Source organism: Streptomyces sp. NPDC029216 (assembly GCF_040648015.1).
GTDB lineage: Bacteria > Actinomycetota > Actinomycetes > Streptomycetales > Streptomycetaceae > Streptomyces.
Genome location: NZ_JBEZWL010000032.1, coordinates 1 through 18624, shown reverse-complemented (window position 1 = coordinate 18624; position 18624 = coordinate 1). Strand labels below are relative to the sequence as shown.

Genomic DNA, 18624 nt, shown 5'->3' with positions numbered 1-18624 from the left:
CCCTCCCCATCCCGCCGCCCCGGAGGCCGGTACCCCACCAGGGGTACCGGCCTCCGCGCACACCATCTGCCTTTCGGACACGCCCCCCGCCCTGTTGTGGACTCGGTCAACCCTGCCTGTTGCACTCGCAGGCCGCGGGCGGACCACCCGCGCCCGCGGACCGCGGACACCAGGGGGAGTCGCATGGCCAGGGCAGGACGACCACAAGGAGCTCCGAAGGGCCGCTCGCAGGCCGCCAACGAGCTGGCGGAGCTGCTGCGGCAGGTCACCGGCGGTCTGACGGTACGGGAGCTGGCCCAGCGGTTCGGAGGAGGCAAGACGGCCTGGAGCGAGTACCGTTCGGGCGCCCGGATCATCCCGCTCGGGCGCCTCGGCCTCGTCATCCGGGAGTGCGTCCGAGATCTCCGCAGCCGCCAACAGCTCCTGACCAGGGCCCGGCAGCTGCACGGCCGGGCCCTGACCGCGAGCGCCGAGACGGAGGCCGAAGCCACCCCCGCACCCGGCCTGGAGGAGGCACTGCGCCGGGCCCAGGAGGACCTCGCCACGTCCGGCCGCTTGGTGGAGGGCCTGCTGGCCCTGATGACGATGCTCCAGGATCAAGCCAAAGTCGCCGAGCAGGCCGCCTCCACCGCCGCGCCGGAGGAGCGCCCCACACCGCCCGAGCGATTACGCGGCCGGCTCGACGAGGCACTCGACCAACTGGCCGCCGCCCGGGCCGTCGAGGAATCCGCCCGCCGTGCCGTCGCCGAGGTCCGGGCCCGGCGCGAGGCCGCGGTCCGCCGACGGCTCCCCGTCCTGGCGCCGCCACCGGACGGCGCCCCCGGACCGGAGCCCGACGGGGACCGGCCCGCGCCGACGACGGACCGGCCGCTGTCCACGGAACTCATACGCCTGCACCGCAGCCTGGAACAGCAGCGCGAGGCCGCCCACTGGCTGTGGGAACGCACCCGGGCCGACCGGGCCGGCCCCGACGTCGTCGAGGGCGTCGTCCTCGAACGCCTCGACACCCTCCCCGCACTCCCCGCACCCCGGCCCACCCGCCCCGCCAGGACCCCGCTGGCCGTCCTGACGGCCCTCCTCGCCCTGGCGGTCATCGCGGGAGCCACCCTCGCCGGGGTGCTGATTGGCCACCAGCACACCACCCTCGCCACCCCCACCCCACCCCTCCACCCCACCCCACCCCTCCCGGGAACCCCCCGACCCCCCTCCCCCTCCCCGTCCCCATCCCCCTCGCCCTCCCCCTCGCCCTCACCCACGCCCCTCCCCTCCTTCCCCGGCCCCCTCCCCACCCCCGCCACGCCCACCCCCACACCCACCACCCCCACACCCCCCGCCGACGCCCCCACCGCCCCCCAACCCCCGCCCGGCACGGCGTACGCCGTCTCCCAGGACCGCCGCAGCATCCTGCGCTGGACCGCCCGCGACGGCACCTGGAAGGTCATCGGCCCCTCGGCCGAGAAGGTCTACGCCGGCGCGGCCGGCCTGTTCGCCACCAAACTCGGCGACGGCCGCATCTTCACGTACGACGAGCCCTCCAGCTCCTGGTCCCAGATCGGCGCCCCCGGCGAGCAGTTCGTCACCGCCGGGGACGCCCTGTACGCGATCACGGAACACCGGGACGCCGTCATGCGGTGGACCGGCCAGGGCACCGAATGGATCCGCATCGGCAGCGCCGCCGCCCGGCTGTACGCGGGGGGCGCGGGCCTCTTCGCGACCAGCCCCGACTCGGGAGCCCTGTTCCGGTACGCCGGCTTCGGCGATTCCTGGGTCGACGCGGGAGGCCCCGGAGCCGACTTCGCCGTCGGACCCGACTACGTGGCCCGGCTCTCCCCCGACGGCCGGGAGATCTGGCAGGCCAACGCCAAGGGCAGCAACTGGCGCCGGATCGGCGGCCCGGCCCGCAACCTGTACGCGGGCGGCGCCGGGCTCTTCGCGGTCGACTCCGCCACGGGCCGGATCCTGCGCTACGACAACGTGCCGGACGCGTGGACCCCGATCGGCACGGCGGGCGTCGGCCTGGCCGTGGGCACCGACTCCCTCTACCGCATCGGCGACGACCTGACCGTCTCCCGCTGGACGGGCCAGGGAACCCAGTGGACCACCCTCGGCATCTCCGCCAGCTCCATCGCCACGACCGGCTGATCCGCCGACGCCCCCACCGGGGCCGCCGTCCGCCACCGGACCCGCATCCGGAAGAATGCCCTCCCATGATCGTGCGCCCGTCCGACGACCTGCCCGCCGCCTTCGCCCGCCTCGGTGGTGAGGAGGACGCCCGGGTCTGGAGCGAGCTGTGGGACGACCTGTGCCACCAGGGCTCCGTCTACGACGACAGCTTCCTCGCCCTCCCGCACCTGGCGGCGATCGCCGGTGGCCGCGCCCCCGGCGCCGCCCTCGACGCGGTCCTGATGGCGGGCCTCATCGTCTCGGCGGCGGACGGGGAACGCACCGCCCGCCACGCCGGCGACATCGCCGCCCTCCTCCCGGTGGCACGCGGCCTCCTCGACGCCGCGACGGACGACGCCCCGGCCTTCGTCTACCTCCTCCAGTGCGTCCTGGCCTTCGAGGGTGAACGGGTGTGGAGCGCCGGCCGCCTGGAAGGCCTGTTCGAGCTGGAATACGAGCTGGAGTGCCCGGCCTGCACCTCGGCGCTCTTCATTGCCCTCGGCGACCACGACGCCTTCGCCCCGGACGGCGACCACATGACGGCCGACCCGGCCAGCGCGCGGCTCCTCCCCGCCGACCCGCCCACCCTCGCCCCGCTCCCCGCCCGCCTGCACCGCACGGCGACGCGGGCGGGCCACGAGGACATCGCCCGCGGCCTGACCCGTCTCTTCGGCCGGGCCACCTGCCCGTCCTGTGCGACCGCCTTCACCGTCTCGGACGAGGTCGGCAAGAACCACTGACCGCCCGGTTGTCCGCCGGACAACCGGGTTGTCCACCCCCTCCACCTCGCTGACCTGCATGGACGTAATCCGGACCGTCCGGCCAATCTCCCCGCCGGGCGAGTCTTCCGACGAACGGGGCGCCGACCGGGCGCCTCGCCACCCGGCCCACCCGGTGGGACCGGACGACCAGGGGAGATCCATGTCATCGACGCGTATCCGCCTGGCGGCGCTCGGCGCCGCCGTACTCGGCACCATCGCCCTGGCGGGCCCGGCGCAGGCGACCGACACGACGGCCGCACAGACGCGGGCCGCCTTCTCGACCCAGGCCCACGAGGCGGGTCTGAACGACGGCCAGGCCGCGGAACTCCAGCGCCGCGTCGACGCCGAGGTGGCCACCACCGGCGGCCGTCAGATCGCCGCGAACAAGATCGCCCTCGACAGGGACGCCAAGACGGTCATGCTGCTCACCCTGCCGGGGGAGGCGCGGGCCCGTGAGCTGTCCGGCCCCGAGGCCTCCTTCGCCGACCCCTGCGCACGCGGCTGGGCGTGCCTGTATCCGTACCCGGACTTCGAGGGCAACGCGATCAAGATGTACGACTGCGGCAAGGTCGGCAACCCCTGGTACGGCACGGGCTCCTGGGTCAACAACCAGCCCTCGAACTACCACATGAAGTTCTACGACCGTAGCGGCCGGCTCGGCTGGACCTCTCCGGGCGGCTACTCCGCCGACGCCAACGCCCCCCTGGACTGGGTGGGCTACGTCAGCGCCTGCTGACCCGCGCCCACCCACACGGAGGGCCTCCTGCCGCCCCGACGGCAGGGGGCCCTCAGCCCTGCGGGCCCGCCGGCGGATGCGCCGCGAGCCAGTGCCGCGCGATCTGCTCCCGCGTGGCCACCCAGGCCCCGCCGCGCTGCGCGACGTACGCGAGGAACCCGTCGAGCGCGCGGATCCGCCCGGGCCGCCCGATGATCCGGCAGTGCAGGCCGACGCTCATCATGCGCGGCCGTTCGGCCCCCTCCGCGTGCAGCGTGTCGTACGTGTCGACGAGGTACGCCAGCATGTCGTCGGCGGTCGTGAAGCCGTGCACGATCAGGAACTTGAAGTCGTTGGCGTCGAGGCTGTACGGCAGCACGAGCTGCCGCCCCCCGCTCTCCCCGGCATAGAACGGCAGGTCGTCGGAGTAGTCGTCGGAGTCGTAGAGGAACCCGCCCTCCTCCGCCACGAGCCGCCGCGTACGGGAGCTGGTCCGCCCGGTGTACCACCCCACGGGCCGGCGTCCCACGAGCCGCTCGACCGTCGCGACCGTCCGCGCGATGTCGGCGCGCTCGGCCTCCTCGGGCACGTCGCGGTAGTCGGTCCACCGCCATCCGTGCCCCGCCACCTCCCACCCGGCGGCCCCCATCGCCCGCGCCGCGCCGGGATTGCGTTCCAGGGCCTGCCCGACCGCGAAGACGGTGAGGGGAACACCGTGCGCCACCACCGTCCGGTGCACCCGCCAGAACCCGGCCCGCGCCCCGTAGGCGAACATCGACTCGACGTTCAGGTCCCGCCCGCCCTCCACCGGCGGCGCCCCCACGATCTCGTGCAGGTACCCCTCGGAGGCGGCGTCCCCTTCGAGCACGCTCCGCTCGCCGCCCTCCTCGTAGTTGAGGACGAGGCTGACGGCGACCCGCGCCCCACCGGGCCAGCCCGCACGCGGCGGCTCGGCCCCGTACCCGACAAGATCGCGCTCATACCCGGACACGCCCGCACCCTACCGCCGCTCCCCGCGCGGGGCCGCCGTCGACGGGCGGGAATACCCCGGCCGCACCCCCCGTTCCCGGATATGGTTGAATTCTTAACAACTTTGGAAGGGGAGCCATGCAGTTCGGGATCTTCACCGTCGGCGACATCACCACCGACCCGACGACCGGACGCGCGCCCGGCGAGCACGACCGCATCAAGGCCATGCTCACCATCGCGCAGAAGGCCGAGGAGGTCGGCCTCGACGTCTTCGCCACCGGCGAGCACCACAACCCGCCGTTCGTCCCCTCCTCGCCGACGACGATGCTCGGCTACATCGCCGCCCGCACCGAGAAGCTGATCCTCTCCACCTCCACCACGCTGATCACCACCAACGACCCGGTGAAGATCGCCGAGGACTTCGCGATGCTCCAGCACGTCGCGGACGGCCGCGTCGACCTCATGACGGGCCGCGGCAACACCGGACCCGTCTACCCCTGGTTCGGCAAGGACATCCGCGACGGCATCGACCTCGCCATCGAGAACTACGCGCTCCTGCGCCGCCTCTGGGACGAGGACGTCGTCACCTGGAAGGGCAAGTTCCGCACCCCCCTCCAGTCCTTCACCTCCACCCCCCGCCCCCTCGACGGCGTCGCCCCCTTCGTCTGGCACGGCTCCATCCGCTCGCCCGAGATCGCCGAACAGGCCGCCTACTACGGCGACGGCTTCTTCCACAACAACATCTTCTGGCCCGCCTCCCACACCCGGCAGATGGTCGAGCTGTACCGGCAGCGCTACGCCCACTACGGGCACGGCACCCCCGAACAGGCCATCGTCGGACTCGGCGGCCAGGTCTTCATGCGCCGCAACTCCCAGGACGCCGTCCGCGAGTTCCGCCCCTACTTCGACAACGCGCCCGTCTACGGCCACGGCCCCTCCCTGGAGGAGTTCACCTCCCAGACCCCCCTCACCGTCGGCTCCCCGCAGCAGGTCATCGAGCGCACCCTCTCCTTCCGGGACTACGCCGGCGACTACCAGCGCCAGCTGTTCCTGATCGACCACGCCGGCCTGCCCCTGAAGACCGTCCTGGAACAGCTCGACCTCCTCGGCGAGGAGGTCGTACCCGTCCTGCGCAAGGAGTTCGCGAACCTCCGCCCGGCCGGCGTACCGGACGCACCCACCCACGCGGCCCGCGTCGCGGCGGCCCGCGAGACCGCCGAGGAGGCGAACCGGGCATGAGGCTCGTCGTCGTATCGGCGGGCCTGAGCTCGCCCTCCTCCACCCGGCTGCTCGCCGACCGCCTCACCGCGGCCGCCCTCACCCGCCTGGACGCCGCACCCGAGGTCATCGAACTGCGGGACCTGGCCACGGAGATCGCCCAGCACCTCGTCACCGGCTTCCCGCCGGCCCGCCTGGCCGCCGCCCTCGACGCGGTGGCGGCCGCGGACGCCCTGATCGCCGTCACACCCGTCTTCGCGGCCTCGTACAGCGGCCTGTTCAAGTCCTTCTTCGACGTCCTCGACAAGGACGCCCTCACCGGCACACCGGTGCTCCTCGGCGCGACCGGCGGCACCGCCCGGCACTCCCTGGTCACCGAACACGCCCTGCGCCCCCTCTTCACCCACCTGCGCGCCCTCGTCCTGCCGACCGCCGTCTACGCCGCCTCGGAGGACTGGGGCGACGAGGGCCTGGACCGGCGCATCACCCGCGCGGGCGCCGAACTGGCCCGCTTCGCGACCCCCGCAGCCCACCCCGCCACCCCTACGGACACGGACGCGCTCCCCGCCCCCCGCTCCCTCACCGGCGCGATCACCTCCCTCACCCCGGCGGCCGCCTCCACCCTGATCCCCTTCGAACAGCGCCTGGCCGCGCTGCGGGCGGAGTAGTGGCGGGCGCACGGCCCGGCCCGGGACCGCGGGCCGTGCGCCGTTGGAGTGAGGAACAAACGATCCGGCGTCGACAGGGGGTTCTGGACCCGCGGCGGGCGGCGGCAGCATGCCGCTGACCGGCCCGAGCGCCGCCCCCCACCACCCCCCACACCCCGTAAGGAAGTGGTCCCCCGTGGCATTGACGACCGCGACGATCGCCGCCGAGCTCGAAGCGGCGAGCAAGGTAGGCGACCCGAAGGCCGACGAGCTCGTATCGGACTTGATCGACAACAAGGAGATCGACGGGGTCAACGCCCTGTTCCGCACCATCGGCACCCTCAAGCCCGGAATGGACATGTCGGACCTGCCCGTCAGGCTGGCCGAGTTCCTCAAGGAGGCCGCGGCCCCGCCGCCGGACTGGTCGGAAGCGGACGTCAAGGCCGCGGAGGGCTTCTTCGCGCACCACCACGGCGAGGTGTCCATGCTCCAGGGCACCGTCGGCCTGATCGGCACCTACCTCTCCCCGACCGGTGCGTTCACCCTCCGCTCCACCGGCCGCCTCGGCGGCGTCGACGGCCCCGGCCGGCGCCTGTCGCAGTCCTCGCGCCTGTTCATCGACATGGGCAACAAGAACGCCCTGCGCGACGGCACCCTCGCCGCCAACGTCACCAAGGTCCGCCTCGTCCACGCCTCCGTGCGCCAGCTCCACAAGAAGAGCGGCGAATGGGACTACGCCAAGTGGGGCGAGCCGGTCTCGCAGAAGTACACCACCGGCGCCGCCTGCGTCTTCTCCACCCAGATCCTCCAGGCCATGGACCGCCTCGGGATCGACGTCTCCAAGGACGACGCCAAGGGCTTCATGTGCTCCTGGCACTACGTCAACCACTACCTCGGCACCCCCGACAAGTGGCTGCTGCCCAAGGACCCCGACCTGGTCGCGGCCCTGTGGAACCAGGAACGCGACAAGGAGTGGAAGAAGACCGACGACGGCGTCTTCATGACCAAGCAGGCCGTCGACTTCTACCGGCAGTTCTACCCCGGCCCGACCCACGACGCCTTCATCGCGATGGTCCGCCACGCCCTGTCCGACAAGTACGCCGACATGGCCGGCCTGCCCCGGGGCGTCCTCGACGCGGCCGCCAAGCCCCTGGCAGCCGGAAACGACCTGGTCAGCGGCATCGGCGGCAGAGTGCTGGGCGGGGGAGCGAAGAAGGTCACCGGCGTCAACCCGTACAAGGAGATCGTCGGCGTCGCCTCCAAGGGCTTCAACCAGATCCAGAAGTTCGCCCTCACCCACGACCAGGACGACCAGCCCCAGATGCACCAGGAACTCCACGACAACCGCTGACCCCACGACACCCCGCGAACCCGCGCCCCGCGGGGCGACGCCGTCTCCGGCCGGAACGAGACACGACGGAGCTCCGCTGGAGGGGCCGCTCACCCCGGCGATTCCTGGGTAGGGCCCCGGGATGACCAATGTGAGCCCCGCCAAGGGGTACTCCCGTGACAGCCGCTACATCACCACCCGGATCACCGCCGACGGACGCGACGGTTTCCCCGTGGAGCCAGGCCGCTACCGGCTCGTGGTGAGCCGCGCCTGCCCCTGGGCGCACCGCGCGGTGATCACCCGCCGGCTCCTCGGACTGGAGAAGGCCCTGCCCATGGCCGTCGCCGGCCCGACGCACGACAAGCGCAGCTGGACCTTCGACCTCGACCCGGGCGGCCGCGACCCGGTGCTCGGGATAGAACGCCTCCAGGAGGCGTTCCTCGCCCGCGACCCCGACTACGACCGGGGCATCACCGTCCCCGCGATCGTGGACGTGCCGACCGGCAAGGTGGTCACCAACGACTACGCGCAGATGACCCTCGACCTCTCCCTGGAGTGGACGGCGTACCACCGCGACGGCGCCCCGGACCTGTACCCGGCCGCGCTGCGGCCGGAGATCGACGCGGTCGGCCAGGAGATCTACACGGACGTGAACGACGGCGTCTACAAGACCGGCTTCGCCAAGTCGCAGGAGGCGTACACCGAGGCGTACGAGCGTCTCTTCAACCGCCTCGACCGGCTCTCCGAGCGGCTGGAGCGCTCCCGCTACCTCGTCGGCGACACGATCACCGAAGCGGACGTACGCCTGTTCACCTCACTCGTCCGCTTCGACGCCGTCTACCACGGCCACTTCAAGTGCAACCGGCAGAAGCTCACGGAGATGCCGGTGCTGTGGGCGTACGCCCGGGACCTGTTCCAGACGCCCGGCTTCGGGGACACGGTCGACTTCGACCACATCAAGAAGCACTTCTACGTCGTCCACGGCCACATCAACCCGACCGGGATCGTTCCCGCCGGCCCCGACCCCTCGGGCTGGCTCGCCCCGCACGACCGCGCGACACTGGGCGGCCGCCCCTTCGGCGACGGCACCCCGCCCGCCCCCACCTCCCCCGAGGAAACGGTCCCGCCCCTCACTCACCCCTGAGTACGGCCGGAGTCGATCGCCGTTCGAGGAGTTCTCGTCCGCACGGTGCCAGTGTCATGGCACCGGCTCCACTGTGGATGAAGGGACATGGGGTATGACGAAGTCAGGACGCAGGTTCGGTATCGCCACCGTCGTGGCCGCGCTGGTGGCCGTGATGATCGCAGTCGTGGGTCCGCAGGGGGCCAGCGCGCAGGACCAGGCACGCCGAGGCTGGGACCACTTCGGGTTCGGGGTGCCGTGGGAGGGCTCCTACGGCTACTCGCAGGCCATCCGGGCCGGGGACACGGTCTACATCTCGGGCCAGCTGTCGCACGACGCGGCCGGGAACCTGGTCGGCGTCGGCGACTTCGAGAAGCAGGTCCGCACGTCCTTCGAGAACATGGACAAGGTCCTGGCGCACTACAAGATCCCGCGCAGCCAGATCGTCAGCATGAAGATCTACACCAAGGACCTGCGCCAGAACTTCGACACGGCCGCACGGCTCCACAAGGAGTACGTCGGCAACCACCGCACCACCGACACCATCCTCGGCGTCTCCGACCTGGCCTTCCCCGACCAGCTGGTGGAGATCGAGGCCGTCGCACTGGTGAAGCCGCGCTCCTGAACCGAGCGGGCCGCGCGGCAGGAGCCGCGCGGCCGCTCAGCGCGTCACGACGACGCCCGCCCGACGCCCCAGCGGCGTCGGGCTCTTCTGCGTTCTGGGGCAGAGTCCCCCTTGCCCAGCCTATCGACATTCGATAGATTCACATCGTAAGTCGATGGAAGGACAGGTCGTGGGAAAACTGACAGTGGGCGCCCTGCGCGCCGTGCTCGCCGTGGTGCTCGCCGGCACGGTGCTCGTGCAGGCGTTGATGGTGTGGGCGTTCTTCACCGACCCGGAGGACGGTTCGCTCCCGCTGACCCCGCTGCGCCTGATCACGATCGTGGGCATGACCGCGGCCCAGGTTGCCCTGGTCTGCGTATGGCGGCTGGTGGCGATGGTGCGGCGCGGCACCGTGTTCTCCCACGCCGCCTTCCGGTACGTGGACGGCGTGATCGGCGCGATCGTGGCGGCCGCCGTCCTGTGGTTCGCGGTCACCATCGTCAACGCCCCGGGCCAGCGTGAGGACCCGGGCGTCACCGTCATCATGGGCGGGATCGGCCTGGCCATCCTCGGCGTCGCACTCATCGTGCTCGTGCTGCGGATGCTGCTCGCCCAGGCGACGCGGATGCAGGCCGAGCTGGACGAGGTGATCTGATGCCGATCGCCGTGGACATCGACGTGATGCTGGCCAGGCGGAAGATGTCCGTCGGCGAGCTCGCGGAACGCGTGGGGATCACCCCCGCCAACCTGGCGGTCCTCAAGAACGGCCGCGCCAAAGCAGTCCGCTTCGCCACCCTCGCCGCCCTCTGCGAAGCACTCGACTGCCAACCGGGCGACCTCCTCCGCTGCGAACCCGACCCCCCCGAGGCCACCTGACCCCGGATGACGGCCTCCTGGCCACCCTGCCGCCTGCGGGCGGCGGCAGTACCCCCCTCAGGCGCTCTGCGGGTGGAGGTCGAATACGACGTGCGGGGCCAGTGCGTGCAGGAAGTCCGGTGCGTCGAAGATCTCCCCGGCGGAGGCGACGCCAACGGCCCTGGTGCGGCCGGTCAGCACGCGTTCGAGGGCCTCGACGGCCAGCGGCGCGGTGACGGCGTAGATGTCCCGGCCGCCGGCCGTGGCCCGGCGTTCGGCTCCGCCCGAACGCACGACGACGTCGACCAGGAAGGTCTGGTCGGAGCGCCCGTTCTCGTCGGTGGCGGTCGGAGCCGGAGTCTGAGGTGCGGCGATGTCCCGGACCGCTTCGGCGGTCATATAGGTGGTCACGTCCGGAATCGGCAGGTGATGGGGGACGGTGACGACATCCGCCATCGTGAACTCCCCGATCACTTCCCGGGGCCCCACCGGCTCCGGGAAGGCCCACTCCAGAGTGGGCGCGGCGTCGGCGCGCCGCTCCCACTGTCCGCCGCGGTAGCGCAGGCGGACGTCGCCGCGCCGCTCACGGGAGACGGCACCGGACAGACGGGTCCCGGCAGTGGGGTGCCAGCTGCTGAGCGCGTAGGCGATGTGAGCCTCGTCGGCCGCGGTCCAGTCGCCCATCGCCGCGGTGACCAGCAGATCGCCCAGCCCGCCGAAGAAGGCCATGGCCGGGACGACCACCGCTCCCGCTTCCCGGGCCCGCTCGCGGTAGTGGGCGAAGGTGTCGAGATTCGCCTCTAGTTCGGCGGCCACGTCCAGGTACGGGATCTTCGCACGGAGCGCGGCTTCGATCACGGGGCCGGCGGTCGCCGCGAACGGGCCGGCGCAGTTGATGACCGCCACGGTTCCCGCCAGGGCACGGTCCAACGAGTCCGCATCGTCGGCCGATGCCACCCGGGCCTCAAGCCCGAGCCCGTCGGCCAGCTCCTGCACAGCCCGCGCGTTGCGCCCGGACGGCACCGGGACGAACCCGCGCCCGGCCAGCTCCGCGACCACGAACTTCCCCGTGTGACCGTACGCGCCGAACACCGCCACCAGCTGACCTGACCCCATGAGACCGCTCCCGTGCACTCGAATGCCGCCGCGCTGTCGATCCGCCGCGGCCTGACACCCACATCCTGGCCCCCTGCCCACACCCCGCACGAGCGTCGGAAACGACATGGCACGTACAGTTTCAGACATGCCCACCGTTGCGGTCGCCGTCACCGACGGCATGCTCCACTACGAACTGTCCGTGGCCATCGAGGTCTTCGGATCCGACCTGACCCACATCGTGGACCCCTGGTACGACTTCTCCCTCTGCGGGAACGGCCCGGTCCGCGTCGACCGCTTCCGCCTCGAACCCGACCACGGGCTCGACCACCTCGCGCACGCGGACACGGTGATCGTGCCCGGCTGGGCCGACACGGACCGCGAACCACCCGCCGAACTGACCGAGGCGGTGCGCGCCGCCCACGCGGCCGGCGCCCGCGTCGCCTCCCTGTGCACGGGCGCCTTCGTCCTGGGCGCGGCCGGACTGCTCGACGGGAAACGCGCCACCACCCACTGGGCCCACACACGGGAACTGGCCCGCCGCCACCCAGCGGCCACCGTCGATCCGGACGTCCTTTACGTCGACAACGGCGACGTCCTCACCTCCGCGGGCAAGGCCGCCGCCATGGACCTGTGCCTGCACCTCGTCCGCCTCGACCACGGCTCGGCCAACGCCAACAAGATCGCCCGCCGCCTGGTCATCCCACCCCACCGCGACGGCGGCCAGGCCCAGTTCATCTCCACCCCCCTCCCCGCCCCCAGCAACCACCCCCTGGCAGAACTCTTCCCCTGGGCGCTGGAACGACTGAACCAGCCCCTCACCGTGGAGGACCTGGCCCGCCAGGCCCGCATGAGCTCACGCCACCTCGCCCGCCACTTCAAACACCTCACCGGCACCACACCCCTGCAATGGCTCCACACCCAGCGCATCCGCCACGCCCAGGAACTCCTGGAAACCACCGACGCCACGGTCGACACCATCGCCACCTCCACCGGCATGGGCACGGCCACCACCCTCCGCCGCCACTTCCACCGCACCGTCGGCGTCCCACCCGACACCTACCGCCGCACTTTCCGCCCGTGAAAACCAGTCCCGGCTGTGAGTTGGGACGCGTCGGCGAAGGAACGGCCGAGCCCGCCCCTTCCAGCCTTGGACGACGGTGATGACCCCGGCCTTCAGCCCTTTCGGTGCTCCCAGCTGGCGATGGCCAGGCCAGCCGCAGAGACCGAGCGGTCTGCGGGTCAAGGCCGCGGACGTCTCGCAGGGCGATCTGGGCCTCCCAGCCGACGACGATCGTCAGGGCCGGCGGATCGACGGTCAGCCGGACCAGCCGGCGGCCCAGTGCCGGCGACTGCGGCGAGTGCTTCAGCAGCGTCCGGATCAGGGCGTCCACCCGGGCCTCGACGTCTGTGGCGCAGGTCACGCGCTCGCGCCTGTCACAGGGATCGGGCCGCCGGTGTCTTGTGCCCGACACCCGAGAACGCAGGAACCCAAGACACCCCGCACGACAAGGGAGAGCCCGTATGCCCCATTACACCGGCGTGGCCATGGTCGGCGGCGGCTACGCAGAAGCCGGTATCCGTCAGGAACCGGGACGCTGTTCCGCTCGGGTCTCCGGGAGCGAGCGCATCGACAGGAGCATCGCATGAAGCACCGCATCGTCGTCCTCGGCGCCGGCTATGCCGGGGCCTACGTGGCCGGGACCTCGGCCCGCCGGCTGTCCCCGGCGGACACCGAGATCACCGTGGTCAACGCCGAGCCGGACTTCGTCCAGCGGCTGCGGCTGCACCAGTTCGCGGCCGGCCAGGAGATCGAGGCTCCACAGCTCACCGACGTCTTCGCGGGCACGGGGGTACGGGTGCGCCTGGCCCGCGTCACCGCCGTCGACCCCGAGCGCCAGGTCGTCACCCTGGCCGACGCCGACAGCAGTGGCCGGGAGCTCGGCTACGACACGCTTCTCTACGCCCTCGGCAGCCACGCCTCCCACGGCGGCGTCCCCGGCGTGGCCGAGCACGCCTTCGACGTCGCCGGCCGGCCCTCGGCCCTGCGCCTGCGCGAGCGCCTGGACAGCCTGGCCGGGCGGGACGGAGGCGGAAGCGTCCTGGTCGTGGGTGACGGTTTGACCGGCATCGAGACCGCCACCGAGATCGCCGAATCCCGACCGGGCCTGTCGGTGGCGCTCGTCGCCCGCGGCGAGCTGGGCGCCGCGCTCTCCGCCGGAGCCCGCGGCCACCTGCGCCGGGCCTGCGACCGGCTGGGCATCACCGTACTGGAGCACACCAGCGTCGAGGCCGTCGAAGCCACGCGGGTGCTGTGCGCCGACGGCACCGCCCTGGCCTGCGACGCGACCGTGTGGACGGCCGGGTTCGCGGCCGGCCCCATCGCCGCCGCCGGCGGCCTTGCGGTCACCGAGGACGGCCGCATCGTGGTCGACCGCACCATGCGCTCGCTCTCGCACCCGAACGTCTACGCCGCCGGTGACAGCGCCTACGCCATCGGCGACAACGGCCGCCCGCTGCCGATGTCCTGCGCCTCGGCCGGCTTCACCGCCTTGCAGGCCACGAACGCGATCGTGGCACGTCTGACCGGCGCCAAGATCGCGAACACCAAGCTGGAGTACTACGGCAACCACATCAGCCTCGGGCGGCGGGACGGGATCCTGCAGATGGTCGACCACGAAGCGCGCGCGAAGCCGAAGTTCGTGGGCGGCCGGAAGGCCGCGCGGATCAAGGCGGGCATCGTCAGGATGTCGCTGTGGACCACCTCGCACCCGACGTTCGGCCTGCCCAAGCGCAAGCACCGCCTGGCCGCCGCCCCGGCTCTGTCCGCCGCCGCCCGCGGCTGACGACACCTCGCCGACAACTCCCGCAGGCCGTCCACCGCGGTGACGGGGCCGGGCCGGCTCAAATTTACTGTTCAACTAACAACTCCCGATGCAAAGATGATCTTCATGACGACGACGCGTGTGATCATCCAGCGGAGCATCGGCGGCTCCGACGTGCTGGAACTGGCCGAGATACCCCTCCCTGTGCCCGGCCCCGGCGAGGTGCTGGTCCGGGTACGGGCCACGGGCATGAACCCGGCGGACTGGAAGGTCCGAGTCGGCAAGGTGGACTTCTTCGGGCCACCGCCCTACGTCCTCGGCCACGAGTTCAGCGGCACCGTGGAACGGCTCGGCGAGGGCGTGGACCGCTTCGCGGAGGGCGAAGAGGTGTACGGCTGGACCGTGCCGCCGCACGGCAGCCACGCCGACCACGTCGTCGTCCCCGAGGACCGGATCGCCCCCAAGCCCCGCACCCTCGACCACGTCGGCGCCGCGGCCCTGCCCATCTCGGGCTTCACCGCCTACCAGGCCCTGATCACCCTCGCGGACGTGGGGCCCGGCGACCGGGTGCTGATCCACGGCGCGGCCGGCGGCGTCGGCCACCTCGCCGTCCAGATCGCCAAGGCCCGGGGCGCGTACGTCATCGGCACGGCGAGCGCCGCCAAGCACCCGTACCTGCGGGACCTCGGCGCCGACGAGCTGATCGACTACACGGTGGCGGACTTCGGCGCGCTCCGCGACGTCAACGCCGTACTGGACACCATCAGCCACGACTACGGGCCGCGCTCCCTCGCCACGCTCAAGCCGGGCGGCATCCTGGTCGACGTGGTCGGAGTCGGCGTCGACCGCACCGAGGTCACCACCCGCGCCGCCGAACTGGGCCTGCGCTTCGTGGAGTTCTTCCTCAAGCCGACCCCTGCCGTACTGACCGACTTCGCCGCACTGATCGACGACCACGGCATCCGTCCCACCATCTCCGAGACCCTCCCGCTCACCGAGGCGGCAAAGGCCCACGATCTCAGCGAGACCGGCCGGGTCCGGGGCAAGATCGTTCTGGTTCCCTAGGATTCGCGCGGCCCACGGCCGAGGGTGCGCATCCGGCTCCGGCCGTACGGGCCTACCGGGCGCGGGCGACGCACACGCGTGGCCAGCCGCTTGAGGCGCCGGCGCCGCCAGGGAACCCATCGACGCCCGCGGTGAGCGGGCCGTACACGTGACCGGCCTCCGGCTTCCACAGGGCCTCGATCTCGTCGTCCGGCCACCCGGCCAGGGTCAGTCCCTGGATCCGCCAGAACCTCAGCCGGTTCGCCGCCGGGACCAGTACGGCCGCGGCGCGCGGGGCGATGCCGGGTGCCCGGTCCGCCCCGATGCCCCTGCTGCGGTGTCACACGGGTGGGAGGGCGATATGGGGCGGGGGTGGGATCTCCGCGCGGATGGCCATGCCGGGCGCGACGTGGCCGGTGGTCACAACGACGGCCATGACGCCGGCCCGGCGGATCAGGGTGCCGTCCTGGTCGCGGTAGAGGACCTGCTTGAGGAGCCGGGGGCGGAGGCTGCTGATCCGCAGGCAGGGGTCTCGAAGTCCGGTGAGCCGGATGACGGCGTCGGGTCCGATGTGCAGAAGGGCGCCCGTCTACGCACTGCGGGGTGCGAAGCCGCTCAAGCACGTGTATCACGTCGCGGTCCGCAATCCGCCCGAGGACCGACTCCTGTCGGACGAAGAATGGGCGCGCGTCGCGGCGGAGATGATGCATGCCGCCGGCATCGCCGAACACGGAGACGCGAACGCATGCCGCTGGTTCGCAGTACGTCACGCCGACGACCACATCCACATCGTCGCTACCCCGGCCCGCGAGGACGGACGACAGCCGGACATCAGCTGGGACGTCGTGAAGATGCAGGCCCGCGCGCGAGGCTTCGAGGTCGAATTCGGACTGCGCCGACTGACGCACGAGGACGGGACAGCCAGGAAGTGGGCGAAGACAGGCGAGAAGGAGAAGGCCGCACGCCGAGGGCTGGACGAGCCGGTACGGGAGACGGCAACGCGCAGTCCGAGAAGCCGCCGCGGCCGCCACGAGCGACACTGACTTCTTCACACGACTGAGCACTGCTGGGGTCCGCATCAAGCAGCGCATCGCACCCGACGGGAACATCACGGGGTACTCGGTGGCGATGCCGGGCGACCGTGACGGCGAACAGACGCCCGTGTGGTTTCCCGGCGCCCGACTCGCACCGGACCTGTCCCTTCCCCGAGTACGTGAGCGTTGGAACTCACCCGTGGAGACTCCACGCGTTGGGTCGGCGGAGATGTGGCGCGTGGCCGAGGACAAGGTACGCACAGCCGCCGCTCAACTCGGCGCCGAGGGACTCCGCCAGGGAGCCGGAGGCGTGGCCGCACTCGGTGACCTGATCGTGGTCGCGGCCCTCGTTTCTCCCCGGCTCGTACGCGGCCAGATCAAGGACGCGGCATACGAGTTCGAACGGGCATCCCGTGCGCCTGGAGACCGTGCAATGGAGGGCCAGGCACGCAAGCTCTACCGCGAGTCGAACCAGCTCCTCACCCAGTCCGCTGCGGCCATCGGGCACAACGACACGGTCGCAGCACTCGGCTTCCTGCTGGCTCTGGCACGACGCACAAGAGCATCGCGCCCAGGCCGAGGCATCCGGGAGAGCAGGTCGACTCCTGCGTGAAGCTGTCGAGGTTACTGCTGGCGCGGCTGCGGCCCGCGATTACCGGCCTCGACCCAAACGCGCCCCCGGGCGCTCTTCGAGCGGGCAGCGGAAGGCAGCACCCCCCCCGGGGATCGGCTGATGGCCGGAGTGGTCCAGGAGGCCGTACCTGAGCACGCTCGGGCCGTACTGGCCGACCCGGCATGGCCGGCGCTGCGGGCCCGTCTCGTCGAGGTCGAGCGAGCGGGTGAAGACCCCTGCGATGTGCTGGCAACGGTAGCCCGACGCCGGGAGTTGGCCTCAGCGGAGTGGGTCGCCGAAGTGCTTTCATGGCGACTGGACGGATGGCGGAAGCAACGCGGCGCGGCTGCGGCCGTCTCCGGATTGAGCCCGTCGTCGACGGCTGGGGGCGGCACGGGGAAGAACACCGGACCTACCCGTAAGACGGCAGCATCTGCGGCGAAGCGCAGGCCACCGGGCGACGAGCAGCGCAAGGGTCCGAGGGGGACCCGCTAATGAGGGGAGAAGCAGGAATGGCAACACCCGCTCAGGGAGAGCCGTTCGCCGAGGCGGCGGGCGAGGCGGTGCAGACCGCGGTGATGTCGGTGCGTCTGATCATGGCCATCGCCGACGCCGTGCGGCGGCAGCAGCAGCGGCGGAAGAAGGGTGTCGAGGAGGAGCTGCCGCCCGCCGAGCAGGCGAAGGATGATGCCAAGGCGGAGCTCAAGGATCTTCTCCCGTCAGACATCTCCGCTGCGTTGCTGGATGGTGCGGACTGGCCGCAGGTGGCGCAGCAGCTGATGGCGCTTAAGCGTGCCGGGGTGGACCTGGAGCAGCTGCTGCCGCAGGTTGGTGAGATCGCGGTGACCGTGCGGGACCAGGTGGCTGAGAACGAGGCCAAGGTGGCGGCTGAGGGGACGGGGGAGTGGGAGCGGATGCTTCGTGAGACCCTGCCTGCTGGGCCGGTGCGTGAGGCGATGTCCTCGCCTGGGTGGCCCGATATCTCGGCGACGATGGCGAAGCTGGACGAGCGCGGTGTCGATGTACGGCGGCTTCTGGCTTCGGCACACGATGCAGGTCTCGGCGTTGACCAGGCGGTCGCGAAGGTGATTGCGGCCGGCGAGGCGCCGGCGACGAGCCGGGACGCGCTGCTGTCCTACGGGCCGCTGACACAAGGGCTGGACCTTCCACCGGACATCGACCTGGCCGATCGGGCCAGGGCGCTTCGGCAGCTTTCGATCGGGACGGGGGAGCACGAGCGGTTCATGAGGATGGTGCGGGAGGCACTGCCTGGACGTGAGCGTGAGGTCGACTTGATGTTCGCCCATAAGCAGTGGCCCTTGGTGGCCGCGCGGATGGCGGCGATGGACGACGCGGGGAAGCCGGTGAAGGAGCATCTGGCGGGGCTCGCGAAGGACAGCTCGTGGGGGCAGGGCCGGGAGTCGCTGGTCGGCTCGCGGCTGCTTCACGCGACGAGCAGCGTCCTGCGTCATCCGCCGGGGAAGGTGAGTACGGCGGCGGCCCGGTCGCAGTCCGCGACGGCGGGCCCTACTAAGACGTCATCTCATTTGGCCAGTCTTCGGTAGCAGATGAGGGTGCAGGCGATGCTGGTGAAGGCGAGGAAGTGGTCGGCTTTGCGTTCGTAGCGG

18 protein-coding genes are annotated in these 18624 nt (G+C 71.7%); 16 read left to right on the top strand and 2 right to left on the bottom strand.

Features of this window, described 5'->3' with window-relative positions:
- Positions 1–183: 183 nt before the first annotated feature.
- The 3 genes from AB0F18_RS14845 to AB0F18_RS14835 all read left to right on the top strand — a co-directional run bounded on the left by AB0F18_RS14845 (position 184) and on the right by AB0F18_RS14835 (position 3660).
- Complete coding sequence (locus AB0F18_RS14845; RefSeq protein ID WP_362059604.1) at positions 184–2142, top strand: hypothetical protein; 1959 nt, start codon at positions 184–186, stop codon at positions 2140–2142.
- A gap of 65 nt (positions 2143–2207) precedes the next feature.
- Positions 2208–2903, top strand: a complete 696-nt coding sequence (locus AB0F18_RS14840) for a hypothetical protein (RefSeq protein ID WP_362059601.1) — start codon at positions 2208–2210, stop codon at positions 2901–2903.
- Between the two features lie 181 nt (positions 2904–3084).
- Positions 3085–3660 (top strand): hypothetical protein, encoded by a 576-nt coding sequence (locus AB0F18_RS14835; RefSeq protein ID WP_362059598.1) that lies wholly within the window; start codon positions 3085–3087, stop codon positions 3658–3660.
- 52 nt (positions 3661–3712) lie between these two features.
- On the opposite strand, the gene puuE is transcribed toward AB0F18_RS14835, so the two are convergent.
- Entirely contained in the window at positions 3713–4630 is a 918-nt protein-coding gene (puuE, locus tag AB0F18_RS14830) for an allantoinase PuuE (RefSeq protein ID WP_362059595.1), read from the bottom strand.
- A 116-nt stretch (positions 4631–4746) separates the two neighbouring features.
- Here puuE and AB0F18_RS14825 point away from each other — a divergent pair, with 116 nt between their 5' ends.
- From AB0F18_RS14825 to AB0F18_RS14795, 7 genes are all read left to right on the top strand, one after another.
- Positions 4747–5847 (top strand): LLM class flavin-dependent oxidoreductase, encoded by a 1101-nt coding sequence (locus AB0F18_RS14825; protein WP_362059592.1) that lies wholly within the window; start codon positions 4747–4749, stop codon positions 5845–5847.
- A complete protein-coding gene (locus AB0F18_RS14820; protein WP_362059589.1) occupies positions 5844–6494 on the top strand; it encodes a CE1759 family FMN reductase in 651 nt (216 codons plus the stop codon). The genes AB0F18_RS14825 and AB0F18_RS14820 overlap by 4 nt, the downstream gene beginning before the upstream one ends.
- Positions 6495–6669: 175 nt before the next feature.
- Positions 6670–7824, top strand: coding sequence for an oxygenase MpaB family protein (locus AB0F18_RS14815; protein ID WP_362059586.1), 1155 nt, complete (start codon positions 6670–6672; stop codon positions 7822–7824).
- 121 nt (positions 7825–7945) lie between these two features.
- Positions 7946–8947: a glutathione S-transferase C-terminal domain-containing protein gene (locus AB0F18_RS14810; RefSeq protein WP_362059583.1), complete on the top strand. Its 1002-nt coding sequence runs from the start codon at positions 7946–7948 to the stop codon at positions 8945–8947.
- A gap of 94 nt (positions 8948–9041) precedes the next feature.
- Complete coding sequence (locus tag AB0F18_RS14805) at positions 9042–9551, top strand: RidA family protein (RefSeq protein ID WP_362059580.1); 510 nt, start codon at positions 9042–9044, stop codon at positions 9549–9551.
- A gap of 169 nt (positions 9552–9720) precedes the next feature.
- Positions 9721–10185, top strand: a complete 465-nt coding sequence (locus AB0F18_RS14800; protein WP_362059577.1) for a DUF2975 domain-containing protein — start codon at positions 9721–9723, stop codon at positions 10183–10185.
- Entirely contained in the window at positions 10185–10406 is a 222-nt protein-coding gene (locus AB0F18_RS14795; RefSeq protein WP_362059574.1) for a helix-turn-helix transcriptional regulator, read from the top strand. Before AB0F18_RS14800 ends, AB0F18_RS14795 begins: the two co-directional genes overlap by 1 nt.
- A gap of 57 nt (positions 10407–10463) precedes the next feature.
- Here AB0F18_RS14795 and AB0F18_RS14790 read toward each other — a convergent pair whose 3' ends face one another.
- Complete coding sequence (locus AB0F18_RS14790; protein ID WP_362059571.1) at positions 10464–11501, bottom strand: saccharopine dehydrogenase NADP-binding domain-containing protein; 1038 nt, start codon at positions 11499–11501, stop codon at positions 10464–10466.
- Positions 11502–11628: 127 nt separating this feature from the next.
- On the opposite strand from AB0F18_RS14790, the gene AB0F18_RS14785 reads away from it, so the two are divergent.
- The 6 genes from AB0F18_RS14785 (at position 11629) to AB0F18_RS14760 (ending at position 18561) form a co-directional block, all read left to right on the top strand.
- Complete coding sequence (locus tag AB0F18_RS14785; protein WP_362059568.1) at positions 11629–12564, top strand: helix-turn-helix domain-containing protein; 936 nt, start codon at positions 11629–11631, stop codon at positions 12562–12564.
- A gap of 562 nt (positions 12565–13126) precedes the next feature.
- Positions 13127–14326 (top strand): FAD-dependent oxidoreductase, encoded by a 1200-nt coding sequence (locus AB0F18_RS14780; protein ID WP_362059565.1) that lies wholly within the window; start codon positions 13127–13129, stop codon positions 14324–14326.
- A 105-nt stretch (positions 14327–14431) separates the two neighbouring features.
- Positions 14432–15370, top strand: a complete 939-nt coding sequence (locus AB0F18_RS14775) for an NADP-dependent oxidoreductase (RefSeq protein WP_362059562.1) — start codon at positions 14432–14434, stop codon at positions 15368–15370.
- Positions 15371–15972: 602 nt separating this feature from the next.
- Complete coding sequence (locus AB0F18_RS14770; RefSeq protein ID WP_362059560.1) at positions 15973–16392, top strand: hypothetical protein; 420 nt, start codon at positions 15973–15975, stop codon at positions 16390–16392.
- 229 nt (positions 16393–16621) lie between these two features.
- A complete protein-coding gene (locus tag AB0F18_RS14765; RefSeq protein ID WP_362059557.1) occupies positions 16622–16996 on the top strand; it encodes a hypothetical protein in 375 nt (124 codons plus the stop codon).
- Positions 16997–17508: 512 nt separating this feature from the next.
- Positions 17509–18561, top strand: a complete 1053-nt coding sequence (locus tag AB0F18_RS14760; RefSeq protein ID WP_362059554.1) for a hypothetical protein — start codon at positions 17509–17511, stop codon at positions 18559–18561.
- The last annotated feature ends 63 nt before the right edge of the window (positions 18562–18624 follow it).